The organism is Kitasatospora sp. NPDC090091 (assembly GCF_044747365.1).
GTDB lineage: Bacteria > Actinomycetota > Actinomycetes > Streptomycetales > Streptomycetaceae > Kitasatospora.
In genome coordinates, this window is the sequence record NZ_JBIVDY010000006.1 from 121,560 (window position 1) to 141,400 (window position 19,841).

At 74.2% G+C, this 19,841-nt stretch carries 20 protein-coding genes; 9 read left to right on the plus strand and 11 right to left on the minus strand.

What is annotated here, in order from left to right; all coding sequences use genetic code 11:
• Positions 1-4: 4 nt before the first annotated feature.
• From ACIPSC_RS12475 to ACIPSC_RS12490, 4 genes are all read right to left on the minus strand, one after another.
• A complete protein-coding gene (locus ACIPSC_RS12475; RefSeq protein ID WP_400825154.1) occupies positions 5-1,246 on the minus strand; it encodes an aminotransferase class I/II-fold pyridoxal phosphate-dependent enzyme in 1,242 nt (413 codons plus the stop codon).
• Complete coding sequence (locus ACIPSC_RS12480; protein ID WP_400825156.1) at positions 1,233-2,864, minus strand: AMP-binding protein; 1,632 nt, start codon at positions 2,862-2,864, stop codon at positions 1,233-1,235. Before ACIPSC_RS12480 ends, ACIPSC_RS12475 begins: the two co-directional genes overlap by 14 nt.
• 52 nt (positions 2,865-2,916) lie before the next feature.
• Positions 2,917-3,168: an acyl carrier protein gene (locus tag ACIPSC_RS12485; protein WP_400825157.1), complete on the minus strand. Its 252-nt coding sequence runs from the start codon at positions 3,166-3,168 to the stop codon at positions 2,917-2,919.
• A 1,011-nt stretch (positions 3,169-4,179) separates the two neighbouring features.
• Positions 4,180-4,638, minus strand: a complete 459-nt coding sequence (locus ACIPSC_RS12490; protein WP_400825158.1) for a hypothetical protein — start codon at positions 4,636-4,638, stop codon at positions 4,180-4,182.
• A 228-nt stretch (positions 4,639-4,866) separates the two neighbouring features.
• Here ACIPSC_RS12490 and ACIPSC_RS12495 point away from each other — a divergent pair, with 228 nt between their 5' ends.
• The 4 genes from ACIPSC_RS12495 (at position 4,867) to fxsA (ending at position 9,573) form a co-directional block, all read left to right on the plus strand.
• Positions 4,867-5,307: an Lrp/AsnC family transcriptional regulator gene (locus ACIPSC_RS12495; RefSeq protein ID WP_238861849.1), complete on the plus strand. Its 441-nt coding sequence runs from the start codon at positions 4,867-4,869 to the stop codon at positions 5,305-5,307.
• A 30-nt stretch (positions 5,308-5,337) separates the two neighbouring features.
• Positions 5,338-6,996, plus strand: coding sequence for an amidohydrolase (locus ACIPSC_RS12500; RefSeq protein ID WP_400825159.1), 1,659 nt, complete (start codon positions 5,338-5,340; stop codon positions 6,994-6,996).
• A gap of 290 nt (positions 6,997-7,286) precedes the next feature.
• Positions 7,287-8,939: an apolipoprotein N-acyltransferase gene (lnt, locus tag ACIPSC_RS12505; protein WP_400825160.1), complete on the plus strand. Its 1,653-nt coding sequence runs from the start codon at positions 7,287-7,289 to the stop codon at positions 8,937-8,939.
• A 55-nt stretch (positions 8,940-8,994) separates the two neighbouring features.
• Positions 8,995-9,573 (plus strand): FxsA family membrane protein, encoded by a 579-nt coding sequence (fxsA, locus tag ACIPSC_RS12510; RefSeq protein WP_400825162.1) that lies wholly within the window; start codon positions 8,995-8,997, stop codon positions 9,571-9,573.
• A gap of 228 nt (positions 9,574-9,801) precedes the next feature.
• On the opposite strand, the gene ACIPSC_RS12515 is transcribed toward fxsA, so the two are convergent.
• The 3 genes from ACIPSC_RS12515 to ACIPSC_RS12525 all read right to left on the minus strand — a co-directional run bounded on the left by ACIPSC_RS12515 (position 9,802) and on the right by ACIPSC_RS12525 (position 12,443).
• Positions 9,802-10,176 (minus strand): RNA polymerase-binding protein RbpA, encoded by a 375-nt coding sequence (locus tag ACIPSC_RS12515; RefSeq protein WP_030396357.1) that lies wholly within the window; start codon positions 10,174-10,176, stop codon positions 9,802-9,804.
• A gap of 278 nt (positions 10,177-10,454) precedes the next feature.
• Complete coding sequence (locus tag ACIPSC_RS12520) at positions 10,455-12,098, minus strand: hypothetical protein (RefSeq protein WP_400825164.1); 1,644 nt, start codon at positions 12,096-12,098, stop codon at positions 10,455-10,457.
• Positions 12,099-12,248: 150 nt separating this feature from the next.
• Positions 12,249-12,443: a hypothetical protein gene (locus ACIPSC_RS12525; RefSeq protein ID WP_238861855.1), complete on the minus strand. Its 195-nt coding sequence runs from the start codon at positions 12,441-12,443 to the stop codon at positions 12,249-12,251.
• 403 nt (positions 12,444-12,846) lie between these two features.
• Here ACIPSC_RS12525 and ACIPSC_RS12530 point away from each other — a divergent pair, with 403 nt between their 5' ends.
• From ACIPSC_RS12530 to ACIPSC_RS12540, 3 genes are all read left to right on the plus strand, one after another.
• Entirely contained in the window at positions 12,847-13,263 is a 417-nt protein-coding gene (locus ACIPSC_RS12530; protein WP_400825167.1) for an ankyrin repeat domain-containing protein, read from the plus strand.
• Between the two features lie 42 nt (positions 13,264-13,305).
• Positions 13,306-13,848 carry a GNAT family N-acetyltransferase gene (locus tag ACIPSC_RS12535; RefSeq protein ID WP_400825527.1) on the plus strand — a complete coding sequence of 181 codons (543 nt, stop codon included), beginning with the start codon at positions 13,306-13,308 and terminating at the stop codon, positions 13,846-13,848.
• Between the two features lie 175 nt (positions 13,849-14,023).
• Entirely contained in the window at positions 14,024-15,067 is a 1,044-nt protein-coding gene (locus ACIPSC_RS12540; RefSeq protein ID WP_400825169.1) for a serine hydrolase domain-containing protein, read from the plus strand.
• 79 nt (positions 15,068-15,146) lie between these two features.
• On the opposite strand, the gene ACIPSC_RS12545 is transcribed toward ACIPSC_RS12540, so the two are convergent.
• From ACIPSC_RS12545 to ACIPSC_RS12555, 3 genes are all read right to left on the minus strand, one after another.
• A complete protein-coding gene (locus tag ACIPSC_RS12545) occupies positions 15,147-15,818 on the minus strand; it encodes a vitamin K epoxide reductase family protein (protein WP_400825171.1) in 672 nt (223 codons plus the stop codon).
• A gap of 64 nt (positions 15,819-15,882) precedes the next feature.
• Entirely contained in the window at positions 15,883-16,746 is an 864-nt protein-coding gene (locus tag ACIPSC_RS12550; RefSeq protein WP_400825173.1) for a DsbA family protein, read from the minus strand.
• Positions 16,747-16,991: 245 nt separating this feature from the next.
• Entirely contained in the window at positions 16,992-17,669 is a 678-nt protein-coding gene (locus tag ACIPSC_RS12555) for a hypothetical protein (RefSeq protein WP_400825175.1), read from the minus strand.
• A gap of 648 nt (positions 17,670-18,317) precedes the next feature.
• Here ACIPSC_RS12555 and ACIPSC_RS12560 point away from each other — a divergent pair.
• Both ACIPSC_RS12560 and ACIPSC_RS12565 read left to right on the plus strand, forming a co-directional pair.
• Entirely contained in the window at positions 18,318-18,476 is a 159-nt protein-coding gene (locus ACIPSC_RS12560) for a hypothetical protein (protein ID WP_400825177.1), read from the plus strand.
• Positions 18,473-18,859, plus strand: coding sequence for a hypothetical protein (locus tag ACIPSC_RS12565; RefSeq protein WP_400825178.1), 387 nt, complete (start codon positions 18,473-18,475; stop codon positions 18,857-18,859). The genes ACIPSC_RS12560 and ACIPSC_RS12565 overlap by 4 nt, the downstream gene beginning before the upstream one ends.
• Positions 18,860-19,398: 539 nt before the next feature.
• Here the strand turns inward: ACIPSC_RS12565 and ACIPSC_RS12570 are convergent.
• Positions 19,399-19,821, minus strand: a complete 423-nt coding sequence (locus ACIPSC_RS12570) for a hypothetical protein (RefSeq protein WP_400825180.1) — start codon at positions 19,819-19,821, stop codon at positions 19,399-19,401.
• Positions 19,822-19,841 lie beyond the last annotated feature (20 nt).

Genomic DNA, 19,841 nt, shown 5'->3' on the forward strand with positions numbered 1-19,841 from the left:
CGGTTCAGTTCTTCGGGGCGCGGTTCGGACCGGCTCGGCGGGGCGTGTCCGAACCGTTCGGGGTGGCGATTTCGAAGGCCGCGCGCAGGCTCCGGGAGATTTCCCCGAAACGCTCCGGGCCGACGTTCAGGGCCAGTCGGAAATACCCCTCTTCGTGGAACAGCGACGACGGCATCGCGATCACACCCCGGCCGGCGAGGAGCTCGGTGAACTCCCAGTCGCCGAGCCCTCCCGGGCAGCGCGCGTAGAGGAACGCCGTCGCCTCGCCGGGGACGACCCGGTAGCCGAGGCCGGTCAGCAGGGCGCGCAGCGCCTGCTGGTCCTTGCGCAGGGCCGCGCAGTCCGGGGTGAGGCCGGCGATCCGCTCGACCAGCCGCTGCATCAGCGCGGTCGGTGCGCAGTGCCCGAGGGAGCGCAGAGCCCGCTCGGCGCGCACCCGGACCTGCGGCGCGTGCGCCAGCCCGGGCCCGAGGGCGAGGTAGCCGGTGCGCTGCCCCTGGAGCGACCAGGCCTTGCCGTAGGAGTAGAGGCTGACGGTGTCCGGGTACAGCCGCATCGGACTGGTGAACGCCGTGCCGCCCCAGTTCTGGTCGCGGTGCACCTCGTCGCTGATCAGCACCGGGCGCCGGCCGTGCCGGGCCCCCGCCGCCTCCAGGACGCGGGCGAGTGCGGCGAGTTCACCGGCGTCGTGCAGCACTCCGGTGGGGCAGACCGGCTGGCTGATGATCACCCCGGCGGTGCGCGGCCCGAGGGCGGCGGCGAGTGCGTCGAGGTCGAGCCGCTTGTCCGGCCCGGACGGCACCGCCGTGGCCCGCAGCCCCAGCCGGCGCAGGTACAGGAAGTAGTCCATCCAGCACGGGGTCACCACCAGCACCTCGTCACCGGGGGCGAACAGTGCGGCCAGCGCGGTGTTCAGGGCGGCGGTCGCGCCCGGGGTGAGCAGCAGGTCGCGGTACCCCAGCGCGACGCCGGTCCGGGCGGCGAGCGCGGCGGCCGCCTTGCGCCGGGCCACCGTGCCCCCGCCGAACGGCGTGTACTGCAGCGCGTCCTGCCCCGTCCCGTCGAGCAGCCCCCGCAGCAGCTCGAAGGCGCGCGGATCGCGGTGGACCAGCGGGTTGGGGTAGGAGAGGTCGATGACGCCGCCGGAGCGGCGCAGGGCTGCTGCGTGCAGCGCGCCGAACCGTTCCAGCGGCTCGGCGAGCAGCGCCTCCTCGTCCGGCGCGGCCGGGGTGTCAGTCGCGGTCACGGCCGGCTCCCGTCGGTGTGGCTTCCGTCGGTGTGGCTTCCGTCGGCGCGGCGGCGTCCGGCCCGCCCGCGTAGCGGGCCTTGACCAGGGCGCGGTCGGCCTTGCCGGAGCCGGTGCGCGGCAGTGTCTCCAGCACGTGGAACCGGTCCGGCTGCTGGTAGCCCGGCAGCTGGGCACGGACGTGCGCGGCCAGGTCGTCCGGCCGGAAGGACGCCGGGTCGACCGGCACCACCGCGGCGACGATGCCCGGGTCCGGTTCCGCGGAGGCGTCGGCGAAGACCACGGCCGCCGAGAGCAGCCCGGAGGCGAGCAGCCCGGACTCGATCTCGGTCGGATTGACCCGGAACCCGCGCGACTTGAACTGCTCGTCGCGCCGGCCCAGGTAGCTGAGGAACCCCTGCTCGTCGCGGCGCACGTAGTCCCCGGAGTGGACCACGTACTCCGGCACCGCGCCCTCGGGGGCGAACGGGTACGGCCGGAAGACCCGAGCGGTGGCCTCCGGGTCGCGCCAGTACCCGGCCGCCACGGTCGGCCCGCGGTGCACCAGTTCACCGGTCTCGCCCGGCCCGCACCGGCGCCCGTGCTCGTCGAGCACCAGGATCTCGGTGTCGGGGACGGCCCGGCCGATCGAGTCGGGGTGGGTGTCGACCAGCTCCGGCGGCAGGTAGGTGGAGCGGAACGCCTCGGTGAGCCCGTACATGAGGTAGACGTCGGTGCCGGGGTGGGCGGCGCGGATCCGCGCCAGGGTGCCGGTGCGCAGCGCCCCGCCGGTGTTGGTGACGTACCGCAGGTCGGGCAGGTCCAGGTCGAGGAACGGTGAGGGCCGGTTGACCAGCAGCTCCCAGAGCGGGGGGACGCCGGCCAGGCCGGTGATCCGCTCGGCGGCGAGCTCGCGGCAGATCCGGGGTGCGAACACCGCGTCGCCGATCACCAGGGTGCCGCCGGCCCAGAACGTGGCGAGCACCTGGTTGAGCCCCGCGTCGAAGCTCCACGGCAACAGTGACAGGGTGCGGTCGGCCGGGGTGAGCCGCAGGTAGTCGGCGACGATCCGGGCGCCCGCGACCAGGTTGGCCTGGGTGACCATGACGCCCTTGGGACGGCCGGTCGAGCCGGAGGTGTAGACGAGCGCGGCGAGGTCGCGCCCGCTCGGCCCGGCCGCACCACCGCCCTCGGGGGCCGGGACGCCGTCCCGGTCCCGGTCCCGGCCGCAGGCGCCGGCGGGCGCGTCGGGCACGGCGGCGTCGAGTACCGGGACCTCCCCGGCCAGACCGCCGAGCAGCCCCCGCAGCCGCCCGCCGGTCACCACCGCCTTGGCACCGCTGTGCCGGACGATGTGCTCGATCTGCCGGGCCTTCAGCGAGTCGTTCACGACGACGGCCACCGCGCCGAGCCGCTGGGTACCGAAGAACCAGGCCAGGCACGCCGCCGAGTTGGGCAGCAGGATCGCGACCCGGTCGCCCGGCTGCACACCGCGCTCGGCCAGCGCCGCGGCTGCGCCCTCCGCGAGCACCGACAGGCCGCGGTAGTCCAGCGCCTCCCCACGGTGGCGCACGGCGGGGCTGGCGCCGTGGGTCACCGCACGGACCGCGAGCAGGTCCGCGAGGGTGAAGATCTCCATCGTCCGACTCCAATGACGGGCGGGCCGGCGGTGAACCGCCGGCGATCGAGGGCTACTGGTGGGCGACGACGTAGTCGACGATCTTCCCGATGGAGTTGAAGTTGTCGACGCTCAGCTCCTCGTCCGGGATGGTGACGCTGAACTCGCCCTCCAGCCAGACCAGGACCTCAAGAATGCCCAGCGAGTCGAACTCCGGGTAGTCGCGCAGGTCCTTGTCCTCCACCACGCCGTCCTCGCCGAGGCTGGGCAGGATCTGGCGCAGGCGCAGTACCACGGAATCGGTGATTTCCTGACGGGAGGTCACGGTGGGGCTCCAAACTTCGGCATGGCGAAAAGGAATGAAAGGCGGGAACGGAATGCAGGGCGGCGAAAGGGTGCCGCAGTCGCGGGGCCGGACGCCCCGGCACCGGCCGACGGGCCGGTGGTGCCGCCGTTCGCTCCGCGCCGGGTCGATTGCGGCGGAGTCGGCGAGCCGCGGGGCGTAGGACGACGCCCCGGGCGGTGCAGCGAGAGTAAATCATGACAGGTGCATGCACAACCGCTGACCTGGGCAATGTGACTCGTGTGACAGTCCCCTCCGCCCTGCCGGCTCGTCTGGCGGCTCAGGCGTGGGCGCCCCGGTGACGGTCGGTCAAGGTGGCGGTGTGCCGCGGGTGGTGGGGCCGGCCGCGAGGATGGGGCCAGGGATCGTGGCGGCCTGCCCGGGCGGCATCGGGTGAATATAGCCCAGGCCGTCTGACCTGGGAAGAGTCGCCCCGGGGCGACCTGGCGGCGGCGCCGGCGAGGCGTGGCGCGGTCGGGGGCGGACCGGCGCGTCGACCGTTGACGATCTTGTCATGTGCCGCGTAGAGTCCGGCTCGGGTCGATCGAGGGGCCGGTTTCAGCCATCGCGTGGAAACGGCCTCCGGTTCGTTCACGGGGGTGACTATCGGGGGTTCGGCGGGATTCGCACGGAGCGGTCCCATGTCTTTGTGCGGGATTACCGCGAGCGGAACGCTGCGCCATTGTGCGCGCATTCCACCGGAATTACGGTGCCGGGGAATTGCGGAGGCAGCTCCGTAGCGGGACCGGCGGACCGGGGGTGGCCTCCCGGCGGCGCTGCGGCCGGTCGTCGGCCGGGCGTGCAAGTGACCCGCCACCGGTCAACGGTGACGGGCCGACAGGTTCGATCTGCTTGTCGCTCTGCTCTGTTGCTCTGCTTCTCCGTTGTCCTGCTTCACGTGCGCGTCGGCGCCGGTCGCTCAAGTCGTGCTTCCGGCGGGCCGGACGGCCGCCGGGGCCGCGCCGGGGCGGCCGGCGCGGGCGGTCGGGAGCCTCAGCGGCGGGCCAGCCGGGCGCGCGAACGCTGCTCCGGGATGACCGGTGCCGTCGCCGCACGCACCGGGCGGTGCGCCACCGCGTGCGAGAACGGCTGGGTGCGCCAGTCGAGTTCGGCCGGGAGCGTCAACAGGGCCTCCAGGCCGGTGGGTTCGGCGTCCTCCGCGGTCTCCACCTCGGCCAGGTCGTCCGTCGGCGCGCCCGAACCCGGGCAGAGCGCGGGGGAGAAGGGGTGCCAGGCGGTCGGCAGCACCGCGTGCTGCGGCAGCCGCTCCTCGTCGCCCACGAGGGCGATCGGGCGCCGGCACTCGGGGCAGTGCACCCGGATGATCTCCCAGGTGTCCCCCTCGCCCGGGTCCATCCCCGGCGCGGGGTCGGACGGGACCGCGAGGTCCTCGCGGTCGGTCATATCGTGGGTGTCGTCTGCGCTCAACGAACGCTGGTCAGTGGCACGCATGGTGATCCCCCTCGGATCGGGCCCGGCGTGGTCGCCCGGGGCCACAACCAGCACTTCCCTGCGACGCGGACTCATAACCCTGCAGGCCGGCGCACCGTGATGCACCGGGTGTGTCCTTCGCCACATTCGCCCGGCATGTGCCGCCCGGCACGCCGTGCGACCGCGCGTGCCACCGCACGCTCCCGCCCTGGCGCCGCACGCGCCGTCGACCGGGTAGGTTTGCGCCTTGTGGAGGATCTCGACCAACGCATCGTCCAGCTGCTCCTCCAGGACGGCCGGATGAGCTACACGGACCTGGGCAAGGCCACCGGCCTGTCCACCTCGGCGGTGCACCAGCGGGTGCGCCGCCTGGAGCAGCGCGGCGTCATCCGCGGCTACACCGCGATCATCGATCCGGACGCCGTCGACCTGGCGCTCACCGCCTTCATCTCGGTCAAACCGTTCGACCCCAGCGCCCCCGACGACACCCCCGAGCGCCTCGCCGGGCTGCCGGAGATCGAGGCCTGCCACAGCGTCGCCGGCGACGAGAACTACATCCTCAAGGTCCGTGTCGGCGCCCCCGGCGACCTGGAGGACCTGCTCGCCCGCATCCGCAGCGCGGCCGGCGTCTCCACCCGCACCACCGTCGTCCTCTCCACCCCGTACGAGGCGCGGCCCCCGAAGCTCTGAGTACGTCCGACGAGGTGCAGACTTAGGCGCATGACCGAACGCACCCTCCCTCCTGGCCCGCTCTCGGGCAGGAGGGGCCCACGGACCGTCCTGCTGCGCGGCGGCGCCGTCTACAGCCCCGCCGACCCCTTCGCCACGGCGATGCTCGTCGAGGGCGAGCACGTCGCCTGGGTCGGCAGCGACGGCGCCGCCGAGGCGTACGCCGATCTCGCGGACGAGATCGTCGAACTGGACGGAGCCCTGGTCACCCCCGCCTTCGTCGACGCCCACGTGCACGCCACCTCCACCGGACTGGCGCTCACCGGCCTCGACCTCACCGGCAGCCCCTCGCTGGCCGCCGCCCTGACGGCCGTCACCGCCTTCGTCGCCGCGCAGGAGGGGACCGGCGGTGTGCTGATCGGTCACGGCTGGGACGAGACCGGCTGGCCCGAGGGGCGCCCGCCCACCCTCGCCGAGCTGGACGCGGCCGCCGGGGGCGCCGCCGTCTACCTCTCCCGCACCGACGTGCACTCGGCGCTCGCCACCAGCGCGCTGCGCGCCCTCACCGAGGGCCTGGCCGACCGCCCCGGCCACAGCGCCGACGGCCCGCTCACCCGCGACGCCCACCACGCCGTCCGGCGGACCGCGCTCGCCCACCTCACCCCCGAGCAGCGCCGGCGCGCCCAGCACGCCACCCTGGCCCGCGCCGCCGAGCTCGGCATCGGTGCGCTGCACGAGTGCGCCGGCCCGGAGATCTCCTCCGAGCAGGACCTGGCCGCCCTGCTGGAGCTCGCCGCCGCCGGCGACGGGCCCGAAGTCTTCGGCTACTGGGGCGAGTCGGGCGGCGTCGAGACCGCCCGCCGGCTCGGCGCGGTGGGCGCCGGCGGTGACCTCTTCGTCGACGGCGCGCTCGGCTCGCACACCGCCTGCCTGCACACCCCCTACGCCGACGCCGACCACACCGGCACCGCCTACCTGACCGCCGAGCAGGTCGCCGACCACGTCGCCGCCTGCACCGAGGCCGGTCTGCAGGCCGGGTTCCACGCCATCGGCGACGCCGCGATCACCGCCGTCCTGGACGGCGTGCGGGCCGCGGGGGAGCGGGTCGGCGCCGGCCGGGTCAAGGCGCTGCGCCACCGGGTCGAGCACGCCGAGGCGCTGGACGAGAAGTCCGTCGCCGCCTTCGCCGAGCTCGGCCTGACCGCCTCCGTCCAGCCCGCCTTCGACGCCGCCTGGGGCGGGCCGGACGGCATGTACGCCCAGCGGCTCGGCGCCGGGCGGGCGGCCGCGCTCAACCCCTTCGCCGCGCTGCTGCGGGCCGGTGTCCCGCTGGCCTTCGGCTCGGACGCCCCAGTCACCCCGCTCGACCCGTGGGGCACCGTCCGCGCGGCCGCCTTCCACCGGACCGCGGAGCACCGGATCTCGGTCCGCGCCGCGTTCACCGCCCACACCCGTGGCGGCTGGCGCGCCATCGGCCGGGACCAGGACGGCGTCCTCGTCCCCGGCGCGGTCGCCAGCTACGCGATCTGGGCCGCGGACGAGCTGGTCGTCCAGGCCCCCGACTCCCGGGTGGCCGGCTGGTCCACCGACCCCCGCTCCGGCACCCCGGGCCTGCCCGACCTCACCCCCGGCCGTCCGCTGCCGGCCTGCCTGCGCACCGTCGTCCGCGGCCGGACGGTCCACCGGGCGGCCGACCAGCGGCTGCCGTAGGGGAGCCCGGGAGCCCGGGAGCCGGGGCGTCCGGGCGTCCGGGAACCGAGGAGCCAGGGCGTCCGGGCAGGGCCGGGTGCGGTGGGGCCGGCCGCGCCGGAAGGTCGGTCCGGCCCCACCGGCAGGCCCGTCCGGTCGGCCACGCGCCGACAAGATCCACCGGACGGGCCCCGGCCCCGGCCGAGCACCCTGACCTCACGGCCTGATGTCATTCCGGGGTACCTTCTTCGGACAGCGTCCGAACAGTCGGCCCCGCACCCGCGGCGCCGCGCCGAGAGAAATGGTGCGCCGTGGCACTGCCCTTCCAGGCCGAGCGGTCGGAACCCAGGCCGGTCGCGGTTCCGGCCCCGTCCGGCCGTGCCGCCCGCGCCGTCGCCAAGGTCCGGGCCGGGCTGCCGCGCACCGGGCTGGCCGTCCTGGCCGGCCTGCTGCTCGCGCTCGCCTTCCCGCCGTTCGACCTCTGGCCGCTCTCCCTGGTCGGCGTCGCCGCGCTCTCGCTGCTCACCCTGGGCCGCACCGTCCGGCAGGGCGCCTGGACCGGCTTCGCCTTCGGCCTGCCGTTCTTCCTGCTGCTGCTCAGCTGGCTGCGGGTGGTCGGCTGGGACGCCACCATCGGCCTGTCGATCGTCGAGGCCCTCTTCCTGGCGGCCCTCGGCGCGGGCCTGGCGCTCACCTCCCGGCTGCCCGGGTGGCCGCTCTGGGCGGCCTGCCTCTGGGTCACCCAGGAGTGGGCGCGCGACCGGCTCCCGCTGGGCGGCTTCCCCTGGGGCCGGCTGGCCTTCGCCAACACCGCCACGCCGTTCACCCCGCTCGCCGCGCTCGGCGGCGCGCCGCTGGTGACCTTTGCCGTCGCCCTGGCCGGCGCCCTGCTGGGCTGGGCCGCCCTGCGGCTGCGCGGCCCGCGCCGGGCGCCGAAGGCCGCCGCGCTGGCCGCCCTCGGCGCGGTCGCCACCCTGCTCGCCGGCTACGTCGTCCCGGTGCCGACCGCCGCGGCCGACACCGTCAAGGTCGCGGTGATCCAGGGCAACGTGCCCAACCCCGGCATGGACTTCCTCGGCCGCCCGATGATGGTCCTCAACAACCACGCCGCCGCCACCGAGAAGCTCGCCGCCGACATCAAGGCGGGCAGGGCCGAGAAGCCGGACATCGTGATCTGGCCGGAGAACTCCTCCGACCTCGACCCGTTCAGCGACCCGCTGGCCTACCGGCGCATCGACGACGCCGTGAAGGCGATCGGCGTGCCCACCCTGGTCGGCACCCTGGTGGACGGCCCGGACGAGCAGCACGTCCAGAACGAGGGCATCGTCTGGGACCCGAAGACCGGCCCCGGCGCCTCCTACACCAAGCAGCACCCGGTGCCGTTCGGCGAGTACGTGCCCTTCCGCGACCAGCTGATGAAGGTGATCACCCGCCTCCAGCGCGTCGCCCGCGACTTCTACCCCGGCGACCACAACGGCGTCATGCAGCTCGGCCCGGCCAGGATCGGCGACGTGATCTGCTTCGAGGTGGCGTACGACGAGATCGTCCGCGACACCGTCGACAAGGGCGCCCGGGTGCTGGTCGTCCAGACCAACAACGCCACCTACGCCAAGACCGGCCAGCCCGAGCAGCAGCTGGCGATGTCCCGGCTGCGCGCGGTGGAGCACGGCCGGGCCGTGCTGATCGCCGCCACCAGCGGCATCAGCGCCGTGATCGCGCCCGACGGCACCGTGCAGCAGCGCACCGAGGAGCTGACCGCGGCCGAGCTCTCCGCGACCGTCCCGCTGCGCGACGGCACCACGGTGGCCGACGAGGTCGGCGCCGCACCGGAGTGGACGCTGGCCGTCGGCGGCCTGCTCGCCTGCGGCGCCGCCGTGCTGATCGGCCGCCGCCGGGTGACCCGCCCGCGCGACGGGGCCGGAACACCGGACGACCGGGGACCGTTGGACCAGGTGGTGCCGTAGCCGGCCCGGACCTCCCGTGCGGCGCGCAGAGCACCGCTTGGAGTGAGTTCGTACCGTGACCCAGCAAGACACCCCCGCCCGTCCGGCCCGGCGTGGAAAGCTCCGGCGGGTGCTGCCGCTGCTGATCACCGTCTGGCTGGTCCTGGAGATCTGGCTGCTGGTCCAGGTGGGCTCGTGGCTGGGCGGCCTGACCGTGGTGCTGCTCCTGCTCGCGGGCGCGCTGATCGGCGGCTCGCTGATCAAGCGAGCCGGCGCGAAGGCGCTGTCCGCGGCGATCGACCAGAGCCGGGACCCGAAGTCGCAGCAGCCGCAGACCGGCACCAGCCTGACCGTGCTGGCCGGCCTGCTGCTGATCGTGCCGGGCTTCCTCTCCGACGTCCTGGCGCTGACCCTGCTCTTCCCGCCGACCCGGGCGCTCTGGCGGGCCGCCGGGCGGCGCTTCGCCGACAAGGCGCTGCGGAGCACCTCCGCCGTCGGCACCGACCCGTTGGCGGACGCGATGCGGCTGCAGGAGCAGCTGCGCATCCACCGCCCGGACGGCAAGGTGATCCAGGGCGAGGTGGTCGAGCCGGGCGCCGGCCCGGGTGGCCCGCAGGGCCCGGACACCACCTACCGCCCGCCGCTGGCCGGCTGAGCCCCGGCCGCCCGCCGTCCGTCGCTCCTCCGCCCGTCCCGCTGCGCCCGTCCGGTCCCCGCGACCGGGCGGGCGCCGCCGTTCCCCCGGCCGCCGACCCACGGCGGCCGCCGTTCCCCCCGGCGCGACGACGCGACCGGCTCCGGACAACGCGCCCGGACAACGCGAAAGGGACCCTGGTGACCAGGGTCCCTTTTCGCGTGCTCCCGCCGGGTGGCGGGGGCGGGGTCAGGCGCTCTTGCGGGTGTCCCGCGGGTGCACCGCGAGGTTCATCCCACCGGAGCGGAGCACGGCCAGCCGCTCGGCCAGCACCTCCTCCAGCTCCTCGCGCGTCCGGCGCTCCATCAGCATGTCCCAATGGGTACGCGTGGGCTTGGTCTTCTTCTCCTCCGGCTCGTCACCGTCGAGAAGCACCGCTTCCTGCCCGCAGAAGCGGCATTCCCAGGCCGAGGGGATCTCCGCCTCGACCGAGAAGGGAACCTCGAATCGGTGTCCGTTCTGACATGCATACTCGACGGTCTGGCGGGGAGCCAGATCGATACCACGGTCGGTCTCGTAGCTAGTGGCCCCGAGTCGCGTGCCGCGGAGAGCTCGCTCGCTCATGAATCGTGCCTCCCGGGCTTATGGCCCACAGGACTAGTGGTCGCTGTTCTTCGTCGTTCGGTCAACGCTCGGCTTCCGACGAAGATTCCCGTCCCGGGACATGCGTCGTCTGTCGTGCCGCCCCTGTTTGTACCCACCAGCGCCCGATTTGTCACATCTGGCCGGTGATATCACCCCAGGTGTCACCTATTTCACATCCGGCGATCCGGCGGCGGTCTCCTCACGAGCGTACCGGGGCGGGTTCCGGCGGTGGGCGCCGCCCCGGTCCCCGGCGCCGCTCAGGCGAGCGGACGGAACCGCAGGGCGGGGTGCTCCTTGCCCAGGTCGACGCCCGAGCGCCCCTCCGCCGACGGCTCCGCCGGCACGATCGGGACCACCGGCATGACCGCCGGCGGGACGACCGGGCGCGGCGGCACCTCGGTCGGCGCGGCCGCCTCGGTCCGGGTGTCCCGGTGCGGCAGCAGCGCGATCACCGCGTCGCGCAGCGAGGCCGGCGCCTCCTCGTCGAGCGGGTCGACGGTGGCCGGCACCTGGAGCCGGACCGGCCCGCTGTTGCCGATCCGGGCGTAGCCGCGGCCGGCGGGGGCGTGCGCGGCGGGCACGATGTCCAGCGGCGCGCCGAGCGCGGCGTGGCCCTCCTCCGGGCCGGTCGGGCCGAGCAGGACCCGGGCCCGGGTGGTGGCCCGGACGGTCGGGGTGATCCGGTCGCGGGCCTCGACGTCGTCGGCGATCACCACGGTGACCCGGGCGGCGCGGCCGTGCCGGAGCGGCAGCTCCAGCAGGTCCTGCGGATCCGGCCGGCCCTCGGCGTGGGCCAGCTCGCTCAGCTCGGTCGGGTGGTCGAGCAGCAGCCAGAGTGGCCGGGTGACGTCCTCGGGCGGTGCGATCCCGGCGTGCCGGGAGGCGTTCAGCGCGGTCAGCCGGCGCTCGGTCTCCTGGGCGGCCCACTCCAGGGCGGCCAGCGCGCCGTGCAGGCTGGTCTCCACGGTGTGCACGCCGGGCCGGTTCACCAGGCAGGCGTGCTCGCCGGTGCCGGCGCCGTCGATCACCACCAGGTCGGCGAAGGGGAGCGCCTGCAGCGCGATCGAGCGGATCAGGCTGGAGGTGCCGTAGCCGGCCGTGCCGAGGGCCAGCAGGTGCGGTTCGGCCGAACGCGGGCCGGTGCGCCAGACCACCGGCGGCTGCTGGGTGACCGCCCCGCCCTGGCCGACCGGGATGGTGCGGGCGCTGCCGTCCTCGTCGGTGAAGCCGAGCACGATCTCGCCGGGGGCGGTGACGAAGCGCTGCACCGCGATGTCGGTGGGCAGCGGGGCGAGGGCGGCGATCCGCAGCTTGTTGGACTCCTCGTCCCAGTCGAAGCGGTACTCCCGGGCCCGCCCGGCCTTGCCCTGGACCACCTGCTCGATCCGGGCCCGGGCGGCGGGCTCAGTGTCGGTGAAGTACGCCGGGTAGGCCAGCTCGAGCCGGGAGAGCCGGCCCTCGCCGTCGAACTCCCAGGAGCGGAAGACGTCCTTGTAGCTGCCCTCGTGGCGGTAGAGCGGGTTGAGGTCCTCGGGCCCGGCCAGGTACGGGGTGAGGGCCGCGTAGAGGGCGGTGAGCTTGATGTCCGCGACGTCCGGCTCGGGCGCCGCCGGCGCCGCCTTGGGCGCCCGGCCGACCCAGGCCGCGCTCGCCATCAGTGCGATCAGGGCGAACAGCAGGCCGTGCGGCAGCAGGTAGATGCCCAGGCCCATCGCGGCGACCAGGAAGACCGTCGGCCCGCGCCGCTCCTTCGGGGTGGCCTGCCAGCGGGCCTTGGCCCAGCCGGAGTGGTGGCGCAGGCCGCGTCCGATGACGGTGAGCGGCGCGAACATGTCGGAGGCGTGGTCGCCGGCTGTGCGGGCGAGGTCGCGGCCCTTGCTGAGATGGAGGTTGAGCGGCATTCCTTGACTCCCCGGGCGAGTGGGACGGTCGGGTTTCGGGGGACGGGTTCTTCAGCGGTCCTGCGGTCCCGCGCTTCGGTGTGGTTCAGCGGTACGACGGGGCCCGGGGCGGTGGGATCCGCGCCCGGGCCCGTACGGGGAGTGGCGGCGCTAGAACTTGATGCCGCCGAGCAGGCTCGCCAGGCTGGCGCCGCCCGCGGTGATGCTGGGGGCGATGGAGGAGCCGGCCACGTAGAAGCCGAAGAGGGCGCAGACGATCGCGTGCGAGACCTTTAGTCCGTCCCGACGGAAGAAGAGAAAGGCGATGGTGCCGAACAGGACGATGCCGGAAATCGAGAGGATCACGTTCTGCTCCTCGGGGAGGGGGACAGGGAGGGGCGGTGTCACGGAAAGTGCCACAATCGTGACAAAAAGTAATAGATGATGGAACGGCGCAAATGGGTGGTTTCTCCCGGCAATGCCGACCCGGGCGCCGGGCGGAGGTATGCGAACCGCCCCGGCGGGGGCGGTCCGGCGCTTCCTTCCGGCGCGGCGAGGCATTCCCGCCGGGCGGGCGGGAGGCTTCCGGGGGTCACCGAAAGTTCGCTCGAATGGCTGTGCGGCCCTTCCGCCCGCATGTCGGGCCGGGGAAAGGCGCTCGCCGTACATCCGCAATCCGGACGAGTGCTGGATCAAGGCCGGTCCGGCCGTTACGGTGCGGACAGACCGCAGCACGGCAGAGAGACCGCACACGCAAGAGAGGCCAGCCATGACCGACGCCGCCAGCCAGCAGCCCGCCGACGCCCCCGACGCCGAGGTGATCGCGCTCGCCGGCAAGCTGTTCGACGCCGCCCGGGCCGGTGACACCGAGACCCTCAAGGCCTACGTCGACGCCGGCGCCCCCGCCGACCTCACCAACGACCGCGGCGACACCCTGCTGATGCTCGCCGCCTACCACGGCCACGCCGCCACGGTCACGGCGCTGCTGGACCGCGGCGCCGATCCGGACCGGGCCAACGACCGCGGCCAGACGCCGCTGGCCGGCGCCGTCTTCAAGGGAGCCGGCGACGTGCTCGACGCCCTGCTGGCCGCCGGCGCCGACCCGCAGGCCGGCACCCCGTCCGCCGTCGACACCGCCCGGATGTTCGGCAAGGAGGAGCTGATCGCCCGGTTCGAGGGCCGCTGACCGGAGGTCGTAGGCTTTTCAACCATGGAGAGCACCTCGGCCATGGAAACCGGCACCACCGACACCACCGTCCTGCGCGACGCCAAGGGCGACGCCGTCGAGATCCGCGTCACCGGCTACGGCCACCCCGACGCGCAGCGCCTCTCGGCGGAGGTGCAGGAGGAGTACGTCCGGCGCTACGGCGACGGGGACCTCACCGTGCTGCACCCGGACGACTTCGAGCAGCCGGCCGGCCTGTTCCTGATCGCCTACCTCGGGGACCGGCCGGTCGCCTGCGGCGGCTGGCGCGCCAAGCGGGCCGACCCGCACGGCCTGCGGGACGGCGACGCCGAGCTGAAGCGGATGTTCGTGGTGCCCTCCGCCCGGGGTCGCGGCCTCGCGCGGGCGGTGCTGAGCCGGCTGGAGCAGACCGCAGCCGCCGCCGGACGGACCAGGATCGTCCTGGAGACCGGAACCGAGCAGCCCGAGGCGATCGCGCTCTACACCTCCGAGGGGTACGGGCCGATCCAGAAGTTCGGCATCTACCGCGAGCACCCGCAGAGCATCTGCCTGGGCAAGGAGTTCGGCGGCGAGTCCGCCGTCTGACCCGGCGCCCGCCGGGTAGGCTCCCGGCGGACCGACGGCCGAGCGGGCGGGGGCAGGCATGGACGAGCAGACGCGACCGGACGCCTCCGCCCGGCCGGGCCCGGTGCGCGGTCCGGCCCCGTCGCCCGGGCGGTCGTCCCTGCCCCGGCCCGCCCCCTTGCCCACGTCGGCCCCCTTGCCCGTTCTCGCGGCGTCCGGCGGGCCGCTGGAGCGGCTGGTCGCGGACGGGGCGCGCACCGTCGGCACCGGCGCGGTCTGGGCCGTCGGCGACGCCGCCGGCACCCATGGCCGCGGCAGCACCGGGGTCCTCGGCCAGGGTCCGTACGCCCGAGAGGAGATGGGCCCCGACACCCTCTTCGACCTGGCCAGCCTCACCAAGATCGTCGCGCTCTGGCCGTGCGCCGGCGCCCTCCGGCAGGCCGGCCGGCTCCCGCTCGACCGCCCCCTCGGCAGCTACTGGCCGGCCGCGGCCGGCCAACCGGCGGGTGATGTGACGGCCCGTCAACTTCTGTCCCATACCGCGGGCATGCCGCTGCGCACCAACTTCGAGGCGCTCTACGGCCGGGACCGGGCCGCCGTGCTGGCCGGCGTCCTCGCCGCCCCGCTGTACCGGCCGCCCGGGACCGCCGTCGAGTACACCGACCGGGCCGCGGTCCTGCTCGGCCACCTGGTCGAATCGCTGGCCGGCTCCCCGCTCGACGAACTCGCCGCCCGGCAGGTCTGGCGGCCGCTCGGCATGGCCGACACCTGCTTCGGCCCGCTCGGCCCGGCCGACACCGCCCGCACCGCGCCCACCGAGTACGACCGGGCGGCCGGCGCTCACCTGCGCGGCGTCGTCCACGACCCGTCCGCCCGGCTGCTCGGCGGCGTCTCCGGCAACGCGGGCGCCTTCTCCACCGGCCGGGACCTCGAACGCTTCCTCACCGCCCTGTTGGACCCGCCGGGCGCACTGGACTGGGCCGGGCCGTGGACCGCCGAGTCGCTGCGCGAACAGACCGGCGGTCTGGCCCCGGCCCGCGGACTCTCCTGGCTCTGCGCCCCCGGCACCGATCCCGCCGAGGGCACCTTCGTCCACTACGGCTTCACCGGCACCGGGATCTGGCTCTCCCGGCGGCTCGGCCGCTGGGCGCTGCTGCTCACCAACAAGGTCCACTACGGCCGCGAGCTGCAGCCGCTCACCGACCTGCGCAACGCCTTCCGCCGGGCGGTGTTCGGCTGACCCGGCGGAAGGCGCTGTGCGGGCGGAAGGCGCTGTGCAGGCGGGAGGCCTGGGTGCAGGTGCGGGCCGCAGGGGCGGCTCAGAGCAGGGTGGACCAGTAGTACCAGAACCGGTTGAGCACCAGCAGTGCGATCACCGCCGCCCACAGCACCGGCAGCGCCCAGTGGTAGCGCGCGGCCTCGCGGACCACCACCGCCGTCCGCGGCCCGACCGGGATCGCCCCCGAGCGCAGGTTGTGCAGGGTGGTGTACCAGCACAGCACCACCACCGCCGCCCAGACCACCATGCAGTACGGGCAGAGCGCGCCGATGTCGTACAGCGCCTGGTCGATCAGCCAGTGCGCGAAGACGACGCCGAGCACGGTGCCCGCCTGCAGACCCCACCAGAACCAGCGGCGGAAGGCCGCACCCGCCAGCAGGCCCGCACCGATCGCGGCCAGTGCGCCGAAGGCGGCCAGGCCGAGCAGCGGGTTCGGGAAGCCGAACACCTCGGCCTGCTCGGTGCGCATCACCGAACCGCAGCTGATCACCGGATTGAGGTTGCAGCTGGGGACGTACGAGGGGTTCTCCAGGATGCGGAGCTTGTCGAAGGTCAGAACGGCCGAGGCGGCCAGCCCGAGCAGGGCACCGAGGAGGAGGAGCAGCGAGAACGCGCGGCTCGCGCCGATCGTGGCGCCGGGCGCCGCAGCGGCGTCGGCGCGGTCGTCGGCGGGCGCGGGACGGCGGGGGTTCACAGCGGTCGGGGCGGTCATGGCAGAGCACTCCGGTGGGTGAGAAGGGCCGGCCCGGCCGGGAATTCGGCCGGGCCGGTGGTGCTCACTGCAAGCCCGCGGCCTGCTTCACCTGCGCGGTGAACTGCTCCGGCGTCACCGGGCGGTTCGCGCTGAACAGGGTGATCGGCTTGTCGTCCAGCTTCACCGTCGGCGTGCCCGTCACCCCGCTGCTGTTGAACGCCTCCGCGACCTTCGCCGCCCACGGCGCGTAGGTGCGCTCGGTGACCGCCTTGACGAAGGCGTCCGTCTTCAGCCCCGGCACCTGCTCGGCCAGGTCCAGCAGGTGGTTGACGCTGCCGAAGCCGTCCTCGCGCTCCTCCGGCTGGTTGGCGTAGAGCACGTCGTGGTACTGCTTGAACTTGTCCACGCCCTCGTTGAGCGCGGCGCCGACCGCGGCCAGCGCGGTGCGCGAGCCCTTGCCGCCGAGGTTCTTGTCCAGGAACGCCGCCAGGTGGTACTCCACCTTGACCGTGCCGTCGTCGGTGAGCTTCTTGACCGTCTCGCCGTTGGTCGACTCGAAGGTCTTGCACACCGGGCAGCGGAAGTCCTCGAACACCTGCAGCGTGTGCGGGGCGTCCGCCTTTCCGTAGGTGATCACCGTCCCGTCCGGGCCGGTGGCGTTGGCGGGCACGACCAGCGCGGTCGGCTCGCCGGCGGCGGATTCGGCGGACGACTTGCCGTCACCCGCCGCGCTGATCGCCAGCGTCGTGCCGCCCGCCAGGGCGAGGACGGCGACGGCGGAGACGGCGACCACGATCCGCCGGCGGCGCTGGGCGGCCAGCCGCTCCAGGCGCTGCGCCTCCTGGATCCGCTCGCGGGCACTGATCTTCTCGGCGTACTTGCGGCTGGGCTTCTTGTCGGCGGGCTGCTTGCCGGCGGTCGTGGGGGTGCTGTCGGTCTGGGCCATGGTGGGTCAACTCCGTGACGCGGCGCGCGGGTGCGCGCAGGGGTGCCCGCCTCGGCGCGGCGACGGCGCGGGGCGCTCGCGGCTGCGCGGGGACGAGGGGGCTCGGTCGGTGAACGCGGGAGTCGTGCGCACTGCCTGCGGGGGAGCGGCGGGCCTCGGCGGGGCCGTTGGCGCCGTCGGGCCTCAGCGGGTCGGACGGTTCATCCGGGCCTCAGCCGGTCCGCCGCTCGTCCGGGACGAGGGCGTCAGCAGGCAGGCGCGAAGGCGGGCGGCCCACGACGCGGCGCCGGGGCGACCGCCACGTCCTCGCGGCGCGGCCGCGGGAGGTCCGAGACCGGCAGCGGCACCCGCAGCACCGGGCGGACCGCCACCGGCGCCAGCAGCGCGAACAGCGCCCGCAGCGGGGCCGCGAGCGACTCGCCCAGCACCCGCAGCGCCCGGGCCAGGCCCGACAGCGCGGAGTCGCCCAGCCGCAGCCAGACGGCGGCGGCCAACGCGACCAGCAGGTGGACCACCAGGACGAGCAGCTGGGTCAGCGCCGGCGGGAACGGCCCGCCGTGCCCCAACTGCCCCGAGAACAGCGAGCCGTCCACCGAACCGCCGCCGCACACCAGCAGGTTCATGCCGCGCGCGGAGACGTGCTCCGGCCCGAGGACCGGGCCACAGCCCGCCTGGCCGAGGTTGAAGGTCGTGTTCAGCAGCAGCTCGACCGGCACCAGCACGGCCGAGATGTGCAGCAACCGCCGCTCCCCGCCGGCCAGCGCGGCCGCAACCAGGAAGACGACGCCGGTCGCGGCGACCACCAGGGTCAGCGGCAGCGGGCGACCGGTGATGACGACCTGCCCCAGCGCGGACAGCGGCACGGCGAGCGCGGTGAACACCGCGGCCCGCAGGGCCCTCGTCGCAGAGGTGGAAGTCGTCACGCCCGGAGTATGTCACGACCCTTACACCGCGCACGAGGGCGCGTCCGCCCTTTCGCGCCTGACGGCCGAACAGGTTCCCCGCCGGCGCCCGCCCGTTCGCGGCCCGGCGGCGGGAAGTTCACCACTGCGACGGGTTTGCGGCGGGTGCGCGGCCCGAGGCCCGTCCGCACCTGCCGCGGGAGGTGCGGACAGTCGGAGAATCGGGCGATGGACCATGCCACCGGCCTACCGGCCCCGCCGCCGTTGCCGGGCCTCCCGTCCCCACCGGCCCCGCCGACACTGCACCCGCCGCCGGTGCCCGATCCGCCTGAACCACCGAGTCCGCCTGAGCCGCCTGACCTGCCGTCGGTGCCGCACTGCCCGACCGCCTCCCCAGCGGTGACTGCCGCACCCTCGCCGTCCGCACCGGCGGCCACGCGGCCACCGTCTCCGCCTGCACCGGCCGCCGTACCAACGCCGTCGCCGTCCGCGTGGGTCGTACCGGTACTCGTCGGAGCGTCGCCCTCACCGGTTGTACCGGCCCGGCCCGCCCCACCGCACACCGCTTTCGCCATCCCGCCCGACTCTCCATCAGCCCCGCCCGAACCGCCGCTGCCCGCACCGCTTCCCCCGGCGGCCCCGCAGCCCACGAATTCCACCGGCACCGCCGTGGTCGTCGCCGCACCCCCGCCCGCTGCCGCCGTCCCGGGCGCACCCGCCCTCGACCCGGCGGCCTGGACGGCCGTCGTCCTGGTCGTCACCCTGCTCCCCGCCGCCCTCGCCGCGGCGGTCGGCCACCACCCCCCGATCCACCGGAGCCGCCGATGAACCCCGGGCCCCTGTTCAGCGCCGCCGCCGCGGTGGCCGTCGCCGTCACGGCCCTCGCCGTCGCCCACCGCCTGCGCCCCGCCGTCCCCAGGGGCGAAGTCCCGCCCGAGCCGCACGCCACCCTCTCCAGCATCGGCTCCGGCCTGCTCTCCGGCTTCATCCTCCTCACCAGCTTCCTCATCGCGACCGGCTGGGCCTCCCACACCACCGGCCTCGTCCCACCCCGCGGCCTCTACGCCGCCGACCTCGCCGCGGGCATCGCCGTCCTCCTCTACCCCGCCCTCGCCGGCCTCCCCTTCACCCCCCGCTACCTCACCGCCGTCACCTTCTTCGCCGCCCTGGTCGGCTACACCCTCTCCCTCGCCATCCAACTCCGCCCGTAGACGGGGCGCGGAGCACAAACAGGAGTGCCCCGCCCGGTATCCCGGACGGGGCACTCCTGAGCGGCGCCGGTCGCGCTCCCTCAGCCCTTCACGAGCCCGATCACGCCATAGACCAGGCCGTACACCGAGATGGCGATGAACACCCACCCCGCGACAACGTGCACGCGGGCGGGCCCGTTCGCCGAGGACCTGCTACTCGGCTGCATTAGAACTTGCTGATCCCGCGGAAATCCGTGACGACGGCTATGCCCAGGAGCATCGGGATCAAGCACACCAGGAACTGCACCAGAACTCCTTGACCGTAGTGGATGATCGCCCGGACGTCAGTAGCTCGTCTTCTCCTTGCGCCCTATGTGTTTGACGTCGTCTTACCCAGGTGGGACATCGGGGTCGACGTTTCGTAGGTGGGAACATCTGTGTACGACAAGAGCGTCCCGTCCGATATCGGACGGGACGCTCTCAGCAGGCTGTGTCGGGCCCTCCGGGGTCTCCCCGGCGATCAACCGGACAGGCCTCGGGCGACTGCCGGATGAGGGAGATCATCCAGTCGGGGACTTGCGGAGCAGCTGTTCGTCTCCGCAGGTCTGGTCAGGATCCTCGACCAGGCACAGGTTCATCCCGCCGTCATCCTTCTTGATGCTCGCAGAGATGCCGCAGGCGAGCTGCTCGCCCTTTCCGCTGGGCATCAGGCTGATGCCTGAACCCTTTGGATCGCTCGTCCTCGCCACATGCGTCTGATCATTCAGAAGTAGCCATTTCCCTGCGGCAAGGGCCTGGGCGCATCCGTCCTGGAGCGAGACCGCCTTGGTGATCCGATCCGAACGGAAGGTTCCACCAGCCTCGATGACGAGATGCGCCCCCTTCTGATTTGTCCACGTCCCGAGAATGTCGTCCTGGGTTGCCTCGAAGGACGAGCCGCCGGCCGAGCAGCCGCTGAGCAGCAGCCCTGCAAGCCCGATCATGAGAGCGATTCGGGACGGTC